Here is a 9133-nt window from a genome sequence, read left to right on the forward strand (position 1 = left end):
CGATATCAAGTATTAGTGGATGAAATATTGTTTCCTCGCCCCTTAGGCTCCCCCTTTTTTGCTTGCTGTTAACCCTCTTTCCAGTTAACCCTCTTTCACTAAAGTTTCCCAGTACTGTAATGCGACTTTGCGTGAAGACTCCAATTCAGCATTAACCAGCGTTTGCAAAGCACCGCTAGGCTCAACAACAACCGTGTAATTTTTTTGGCTAATGCCACCCCAAGAGTAAAGCTGTAACGCCACCACTTCAGGCTGCAGGCTATACCCCTGAGAATCAAAGCCAAGCGGCTCAGTGCCATCAACTCGCCCACCTTGATCAAGCGCGACATACTCCGCATGGAAAGTATAAAACTGCAGTGGCTGACGATCACCATTGGGCAATACTTTCACACTTAACCAACCCGCAACTCCGGCTTCATCCTCTAGGGCTTTTTCGGAAAGGCACCGATAAGCATTATTCGCCTGGCATAACTCAACGCGCGCCTGATGCTCCCACGCATAATTTCGAGAGTCCACCAAGGCCGTCAATAATGCTTGGTGTGCCTCTTCTACCCAAAACTGATCCAGGTGCTTGCTTAAATGCTGAGGGCCATAGATACCGGCCGCAGCAATACAACCGGTGAACAAAACGGCCTTTAAAAAGCGTGAAACTGACTGAGCACTCATGATTAATACCTCAACTCAATGATTCGCCAAACCTAAATGTATTCGTGGTATCGAAGGGTGGCTCTATAAAAGGTATGTTACTAAGCCGCAGAGCACTAGTATCAAGCTATAAGAGGGTAGCGAGTGCGACAAATGGTGTAACGGAGCCCGCGCGATATAACGAGTTGTTCTAACTTTTCACAGCTTAGTCCTAGAGAGTAGGTCTAAGTCCACGATGATCTAAAAAGTAAAGCGCACCACGAATATCCATTATCACTGTCCAAAAAACTCATTAATCGCTAAAGCATTTCACCGATCGCTTATTACAACCACTAATCCTGACTCACACCCCACTATCGAGTACCGCAGCACATGCGCCACTGGCAATCGCGCGTTAGCTTGGCATAATGCCAAGCAACAACGAATGACTGAACTTAGAGATCGATTAGACCCGTTATGAATACTGTGCCCAATGTTGATAATTCTTACTTTGCTGCTGTTGACTTAGGCTCGAACAGCTTTCATTTACTCGTGGCACGTTTTGATAATGGTTTTCTGGAAAAGGTCGACCGCGAAAAAGATATGGTGCAACTGGCCCAAGGGCTTCAAGACGATGGCAACCTCAGCCTAGACGTACGCGAACGCGCCCTCGCCTGTTTAGGCCGCTTCAGTGAGCGCCTACGCGATATTCCCCCAGCACAAATTCGCGTTGTGGGCACCAAAACGTTGCGTGACGCCGATGGCGCTGGCGACTTTTTGTTACAAGCCGAGCAGACCTTAGGCCATCCCATCGCCATTATTTCGGGCTATGAAGAAGCCCGTCTCGTGTACTCGGGGCTTAGCCACAGCGTGATCAACGATAACAACCGCCGTCTAGTGATTGATATTGGCGGTGCCAGCACTGAATTCGTGATTGGCTGCGATCACACACCCGAGCTGCTAGAAAGCCTCGATTTTGGTTGCGTTGCTATTACACGTGAATTTCTCAGTGCCGGTATTACACGCAAAAGCCTCCACGCGGCCTACATTGCAGTGTGTGAGCGCGTTGAATATCTAAGAGCATCCTATATCCAACATGGTTGGACTATGGTTTATGGCACCTCCGGCACGATGCGCTCTATTGCCGAACTTACGCAAGCCAAAGATGGCGGCGCCGTGATTAATGCCACCAGCCTTAATCAGTTAATTACTGATATTGAAAATGACGGCGGTATTACCCAAGGTGATTTTTCCAAACAACGGCGGGCGGTACTCCCTGCTGGCGTTATTATCTTAAAAGCCATTTTTGATGAGCTCGACATAGAAACCCTTCATGTCGCCGATGCCACCTTAAAAGAAGGCCTGATTTACGATACCGTCGGGCGCCTTGGCGAAGATGATATTCGCAACCGAGCCATAGACAAGCTTCAGCAGCAATATCGCGTTGATACACAGCACGCCACACGCGTCAGCCACTTAGCGCTCCACCTATGGCGCCAAATTGATGGGCCAACACTGCCCGGCGCATCGCGTACAAAGCTCTTAAGCTGGGCTGCAGAAGTGCACGAAATTGGACTCGGCATTTCACATTCAGGCTACCATCACCACGGCCATTATATTTTACAGTTCAGCGATATTGCCGGCTTTGGCCGCTACGAGCAGCGCCTGCTAGCAGAGCTTGTGGGCTGCCATCGCAAAAAAATATCAGGCAAATTCGAAAAACTAGACCCGCAGGTTTTCAATGCATTAATACCGCTACTTATCTGTTTACGCATAGCCATTATTTTGCACCGCGGTCGTGACGGTATTGATAGCACCGTAGACATTCAGCTACAAAATAACATTATCGACCTCACCTTCACCGCAGGTTGGCTAGAAGACCAACCCCTGACCCGCTCAGGGCTGGAGCAAGAAAAACGCTATTTGAGCACCGTTGATTTCACCCTTCAATTTGGACCAACGGCTACCGTATAAACCGACTTAGTGCATAGACTTTCATGATTATAAAATTACTGTTTGGCTTGGCGATTATTTTCACACTTTTTACGCTGATCCATAAATATAAAAAAGCAGCCCCGCACGAACGCCGCAGCTGGGCCATAAAAATCATGCTCGCCATCGTAGTGATTGCCATTATTGTCGGCAGCATGACCGGCCGCGTACCCATTGTTGCTGGCCTAGTCGCTGCAGGTGCGACTCTCGCAAAATTTGGCCTGCGCTGGGGCTTACCTATGGCAAAAATGTGGTTCGCTAAAAGCGATGGCAACGCGACTTTTCGCAGTCAGTATTTAATTATGACGGTCAATGTGGGTACCGGGCAAATGACGGGGAAAGTCATTAAAGGCGAGTTTGCCGAACAAACTCTCGGTAATTTAACGGATGCACAACTACAAAACCTGCAAGAATTATTTGCCAGCAACGATAAGAAGTCGTACTACTTATTAGCCGCTTACATTCGTAGCAAAGGCTTTACAGGAGCGTCGAACAACCACCGTGAGGCGCCACATGAAAACACCCAAGTCTCATCGAGCAGCGGTGTATCCGTGGACGAAGCCATGGAGATTTTAGGCTTTAAAAGCATGCCCACAAAACAAGAGATTATAACCGCCCACCGCCGTTTGATGAGCAAACTACACCCCGACAAAGGCGGTAGCGACTATTTAGCGGCACGCGTTAATCAGGCTAGGGAAGTCCTGATCAACGCATTATAAGGAACGGGGAAACAAATTTATTTTGGTTTGCATTTTATTGGGGTTTGCGTGGAGGCCTATTTAAATCGGCATTTAACCTTATCACCTCAACCACTCGCGCAAACCACTCACCGGTCATTGGATTACCAGCTGAAACCACGCGAACCTGATCCCCCAAGTGTAAGTCTCGGCGCAACGAGCTGCGGTGATCAAACTCCGGCCCAGCGCCTAGAAAAATTGTATTCTCATTAATAATAAAATCATTACCGTCGACAGTAATCGAACCCCGGCTCAAATTATCGTGCATCACCGGACTGTCTGTGCTCTCTGTCGATTCGAAATCTATACTTTCAACAATACCATTACTGGTCATAAAGTTGTTGTCGCGAAAGCTTACAATGCGCGCCCACAGAAACCCTTGCGCATCTACATCGCCTTCAATGGTAACAATAGCGCCATTCATTAAACTGAACAGATCACCATTACGGTACTCTGTATTAGCCTGTAATATCACCGGCTGACCATTAACTTCAAACCCACCCAGGTAAAGATTCCCAACCACACCGGCTAAGCGCGACACCACACCCTCGGCAAGTACTTGTCGATCCTTGCGGCTGCGCAAGTCCGTAGCAACAAAGCGATCCGCTTGTACATCAAATTCCCCAGCTACGGATACCCACTGATTATTCGCCAGTTCAAACCTCAGGTTAACCTGCGAGAAATCTACGATATTCCCCGCCAAGCTCAATGAATATTCATTGCTATTAATATTCACAATGCGACCAGACAATACATCGCCGCCGCCTTCACGCTTATTAATGCGCGTAGCATAAATATCACCCGATCCCGCATTAGCGCCACGCACTTCCAAGGTATCACCCACTGCGATACCCGAAATATTAGTGGCCATAAAATCAGTATCAAACACTGTATCGCCAGATATACGTACACGCTGATTTAATACATCAATGACACCTTCATCATAATCAACACTAGTCACTTTGCCCTGCACAGCCGATTCAACATAAATCACACTGGCATTAAATTCATTGCTGTCGTCATTCTCAGTGGCCAGTAACGTAATGAAATCGCCCACACGCAACGCGTCTTCAGACCCAAGTTCGCCATTAATATAAACCTCGGCATTATCCGTTTGGTAGTGCACCCCATCCACAATAACGCTACCAAAACCGGTAATCGCGCCGCTAACAGCAACATCAGGTACAGGCGCGCCACTACCATCAATAATACTGGCGACCTCTTCGTTGTTTTGCTCACTGCCGCAAGCGGCTAACAAAACACATGCGGCATAGGTGATCACACGCGAAAGCTTAATCCACTGCATTGCTAACCTCTTAATTTTTACGCTCGATACCATAAACACCAACGCCTAAGCGAACCGTTTTGGATCTATCTTCAGTTTCGATTTGATGATCATTAATCCAAACGGCTACACGCTCTAAAAACGCCTGCCCTTCGACATTTAAAAATGCTTTAAAAGCTTCGCAGTCTTTTACGTTAATATCATTACTACTGGCACGCCGCTCAAAACGAGGGGCTTCTTTCTTTTTATTCGGTGCAACATAGAGGTTGTGCAGCAGTGTATTGGACAATTCATTAATCACCGTGCCGGCACGCAACAAAGCCTCGGGGTTGGAACCTAAGGGCGAGTAATAGGGCTTTAATACGCGCAAGATATCGTTGTCTAATGTTTCGATATTGCCTGCTGAAATCAGTTCTTTAAGTACGGCTTTAAACGGTAAACCACCACCGTGACGGCGGACCAGCTCTTTAAAAGAAACATCGCTATCTTCAGTGGCTATTAGTTTTGGGTGGCCGTCTTCGCCCAGAAAATCAGCATCTTCATACCAACCGCGAACAACGCGTGACATGCGATCTTGCGACTCTCGCACTCGTGCAACGGGCGATTCAGCAGCTAGGGCCTCTTTGATGCGCCCGACTTCGCGACGATCAATACCCGTCATGGCCGATATACGAGAACTATTCGTGGGCCGGCCGCGCACGCCAAAATCCCGCTGGGCAACGGAGACAAATGTGTTTTTGGAGAAAGTCGCGAACTCTTGGTAGGTCACGCCATTGCGTAAAAGCATCGCAACGACCGGCTCAAGTAAATTGTCCAATGCGGCTTCAATTAGTGCCTTATCATCATCCTGCGCCATAGCTCTCACAACTGCTTATAATCAAGGACGCCACCTTAAACGAGAGCCCCAATAAGACCAAGCCCTCAATGAATGGCAGTGCGCAACATCGTGAGGTAGTCCGCAGCGAACGCATTATGTCGCTCAGCCAAGGGGAAACCGTCACTCGCAATACTTATTTTCGCTCAAAGCGCGTTTTGGCTTATCAAAAGCTCCTTCTACAACTTAGAGCAAACACCATATATGAACACATAACAATCAATTAGCGTAATTTACCAGTATTGAAGACACTTTACTGCCACCAAAATTCACAAGCGCTCCAAGTTGAGATGGCCTTCTCAGTTTTTCAACTCACGTTAATACAGCTTTTAGTACCCACAAAAATCCATATATGTACAAAAACGAACTAATGAGGACTTTTTTGAGTATCGCTTTTTGCGGCAATTTAAAGCTAGGGGCGAGGTAATAATAGTTTGTCCAATTAGGCGAGGGGACCTGCTTTCTCAGCAAGGCGCTCAAAGGGGCGCATGCCGGGGCATGTAACGCTTTGAGCAACGCTGCTGAGGGAGCGGGAGGCAAGTATTATTGGATAAAGTATTTTTTCCTCGGCCCTTACATGCGCACCCAGAGAATTTTAAAACACAAAAAAAACGGGCATTTAAGCCCGTTTTTTTAACTGCAGAATCAACCTTTAAAAGTCTGGCATTAGCCTTAACGACGGTTGATCTAGCGCAAACAGCTGCTCGCGTAACTCATTGATATGCTGCGCCCAGTAGCTTTCAGTATTAAACCAGGGAAAGTGCATAGGGAATGCCGGGTCATTCCAGCGGCGCGCCAGCCAGGCGGCGTAGTGCATTAAGCGCAATGATCGCAAGCTTTCAATCAGCCCGAGTTCCTTTGGCTGAAAATCACAAAACATTTCGTAGCCTTCAATAATATTAGCCAGCTGAATATGCTGCCGCTCGGGTTCACCCGACAACAGCATCCACAAATCCTGTATCGCAGGGCCATTGCGAGCATCGTCTAAATCCACGAAATTAGGCTTATCATCCCGCCACAAAATATTGCCGGGGTGACAATCACCGTGTAATCGAATCGAGGCGTAATCGATAAGATCAAAGCGAGCAGCAACCTTCTCTAATAACTGATCCGTTATTGTGGTGTAAGCCTCTAACAAGCTGGCCGGAATGTAGTTATTCTCCAGTAGAAATTCACGGCTTTTGCTGCCAAAGCTCTCTACGGTTAACGCCGGCCGATGCACAAAAGGCTTTGCCTGCCCTGCCGCATGAATACGCCCCATGTACTGCCCTAAAGAATACAGCGTATCCTCGCAATCCAGCTCTGGGGCGCGGCCACCTCGGCGCTCGAACAGCGCTATGCGGTAACCTTTGTAGTTCAAGAGTGTATTGCCCTCGTGCACCATCGGCGGCACAACGGGAATCTCCAAGTCCTGCAGCTCAAAACTAAACGCATGCTCCTCTAGAATTTGATCATCGGTCCAGCGCTCGGGCCGGTAAAACTTTGCGATCAGCGGCTCGCCCTCTTCAATACCCACTTGGTAAACGCGGTTCTCGTAGCTATTGAGCGTATAAATACGCGCATCGCTCACAAACCCCAGCGATTCAACAGCATCTAAAACGAAGTCCGGCGTAAGGTTCGAAAAAGGTGTTTCGGCTTGCGAAACTTCTTTAGGGGATGCTTCAATAACATTCATGGTCAACTTCCAAGCGGCAGCAAAGGCGGCAGTATACAGAAGCGCTCAAGGTATCTACGTAAGGACATGAAAAATAACTGACAAGCACGCAAAAGACGTAATGGCATAAGAAACAACATAACCAAACAAAATAATATTGGTTGGTTTACGCGCCAAGCGCTATCTTGAGGTTAGGCCGTATCGCCTTCACGGTGCGCGATTGCTAGCCGACCTAACCGTAAGCATCCGTTAGGCTGCAAGCGACTGCGCCTCAATAACAGCTTGGCTGTTGAGGTAGTCCCATGAACCAATTTTGGCACCTACATTACTCTATCGACCAACCGATACATGTTGTGGTTATTGTTTTCGCCACATTCACCCTCGCCTTTGGCCTTCTATTAACAACCGCCATACTCAGCGAGCAGTCGGATTCCGGCGTAAAGAATGCCCAACATACCTTTATCGAGAAAAACCAAAAGAGCAAAGTTTAGGGGATCGAAATCAAGCATTCGCGAATGATGTATTGTTTCCTCGGGCCTTAGCCGCAAGTTTTAGGAATTTCACTATACTGAAATGGAGATGATTTACGAGTGGCGATAATGAGCTTGGGCCGGCCCACATGCTTAGTAAAAATGAACGGCGTAGGCTATTGGCTACGCCTGTTTTTTGTGCATGAGTCTCGCGGCAAGGCGTGGGGGCAACTCCTTCTGTCGGCCTGCTTACTCTGCTTTGTTAGCAACTCCCATTCCTCAGCATCTAAGCCCATCGCACCTCAAAAAGCCTTACAAGCCGCTAGTAGCAACATTGATATAAAAACTATTCAAGCTAGAGCAAGTCTTCACTTTAAGCGCTTGCTGCACAATCCGGAAACCAGCAATGCTTTGCAAACTGTATTAGCCATACAGCAAGATCGTCATGGATTCATGTGGCTAGGCGGCGAATATGGCTTAGCGCGCTACGACGGCCATCAACTTAAACGCTACCTACACGAACCCAGCGACCCAACGGCACTGCCAAGCAATGCCGTTTGGTGCCTGACCATCGATAACGAAGGCGTTTTATGGATTGGCACAAACGCTGGTTTAAGCCGCTATGACTTGAACAGCGATAGTTTCGTAAATTATCGCTTTGATCCACAGTTCAAAGATAGCCCTTTAGCAAATTCAATACGCACACTGGCGGTCGATGCTGATAATCAGCTACTGATCGGATCAGAACCCGGTTTTAGTATTTTTAACGCATAACGCACATCATTAAATCACCTACCAACAGCAGTAGTTCAAAAGCTAAACCCGCTAGCCGTCCGCGCGATTCATATAGATACAGACAATACCCTTTGGCTGGGCACCGCCACTCAAGGTTTATTGCAATTAACGTATAACGATTGCTGTATTGACGGCATAAATCATTTTCAACACGACACCAATATAACTACGAGCCTCGGCGATGACAGCATTACATCGATCACACGTGATCATACTGGAGATTTGTGGGTCAGCACTTTAGGCGGTGGGGTTTCTCGAATGACCCCCTCCACACAGCACTTTAAAAACTACCGACACGACCCTCATGATGAGAGTAGCCTAGGGCAAAACACCGTATGGGGAATTCATGAAGACAGCCAAAATAATCTTTGGCTGTCGACCGATCACGGAGGCCTTAATCGATTTAACCGTGAAGATGATTCTTTTTTGCGTATAACCCACAGCCCTCACGACAACACAACGATACTGACCAATAATGTGCGCAGTGTCTTTGAGGATCGCGATAAAAACCTTTGGGTTAGCACCTACCCTCTGGGCGTTAATGTCTTAACGGCTGGCAGCACTCAATTTACGCATTTGAAACATATTCAGAATCAACCCACCAGCTTGAGTCACTCCGGCATTCTCACATTTGCCAATAGCCAAAAAGGGCATCTTTGGGTTGGCACCGAGGGCGGGCTGAGCGCACTAGACCCCAACACT

General features: G+C 47.8%; 9 protein-coding genes. 5 read left to right on the forward strand and 4 right to left on the reverse strand.

Annotated features, from left to right (window positions below):
• Positions 1–84: 84 nt before the first annotated feature.
• Positions 85–666 (reverse strand): hypothetical protein, encoded by a 582-nt coding sequence (locus tag AC3A8L_RS11215; protein ID WP_487962346.1) that lies wholly within the window; start codon positions 664–666, stop codon positions 85–87.
• A 435-nt stretch (positions 667–1101) separates the two neighbouring features.
• On the opposite strand from AC3A8L_RS11215, the gene AC3A8L_RS11220 reads away from it, so the two are divergent.
• Together AC3A8L_RS11220 and AC3A8L_RS11225 are read left to right on the forward strand one after the other, a co-directional pair.
• A complete protein-coding gene (locus AC3A8L_RS11220) occupies positions 1102–2598 on the forward strand; it encodes a Ppx/GppA phosphatase family protein (RefSeq protein WP_487962347.1) in 1497 nt (498 codons plus the stop codon).
• A gap of 23 nt (positions 2599–2621) precedes the next feature.
• Positions 2622–3335: a J domain-containing protein gene (locus tag AC3A8L_RS11225; protein ID WP_487962348.1), complete on the forward strand. Its 714-nt coding sequence runs from the start codon at positions 2622–2624 to the stop codon at positions 3333–3335.
• Between the two features lie 34 nt (positions 3336–3369).
• Here the strand turns inward: AC3A8L_RS11225 and AC3A8L_RS11230 are convergent, their stop codons facing one another.
• The 3 genes from AC3A8L_RS11230 to AC3A8L_RS11240 form a co-directional block, all read right to left on the reverse strand.
• On the reverse strand, positions 3370–4659 hold the full coding sequence (locus AC3A8L_RS11230) for a DUF5666 domain-containing protein (RefSeq protein ID WP_487962349.1): 1290 nt from the start codon (positions 4657–4659) through the stop codon (positions 3370–3372).
• A 10-nt stretch (positions 4660–4669) separates the two neighbouring features.
• A complete protein-coding gene (locus AC3A8L_RS11235) occupies positions 4670–5494 on the reverse strand; it encodes a DUF6502 family protein (protein ID WP_487962350.1) in 825 nt (274 codons plus the stop codon).
• 670 nt (positions 5495–6164) lie between these two features.
• Positions 6165–7187 (reverse strand): serine/threonine protein kinase, encoded by a 1023-nt coding sequence (locus AC3A8L_RS11240; RefSeq protein WP_487962351.1) that lies wholly within the window; start codon positions 7185–7187, stop codon positions 6165–6167.
• Positions 7188–7468: 281 nt separating this feature from the next.
• On the opposite strand from AC3A8L_RS11240, the gene AC3A8L_RS11245 reads away from it, so the two are divergent.
• The 3 genes from AC3A8L_RS11245 to AC3A8L_RS11255 all read left to right on the forward strand — a co-directional run.
• Positions 7469–7657, forward strand: coding sequence for a hypothetical protein (locus tag AC3A8L_RS11245; RefSeq protein ID WP_487962352.1), 189 nt, complete (start codon positions 7469–7471; stop codon positions 7655–7657).
• 108 nt (positions 7658–7765) lie between these two features.
• Entirely contained in the window at positions 7766–8410 is a 645-nt protein-coding gene (locus tag AC3A8L_RS11250) for a ligand-binding sensor domain-containing protein (protein ID WP_487962359.1), read from the forward strand.
• A gap of 120 nt (positions 8411–8530) precedes the next feature.
• Positions 8531–9133: ligand-binding sensor domain-containing protein (locus tag AC3A8L_RS11255; RefSeq protein WP_487962353.1), on the forward strand; the 603-nt coding region annotated here is incomplete at its 3' end.

The sequence above is a fragment of the Marinagarivorans sp. genome (assembly GCF_982758155.1).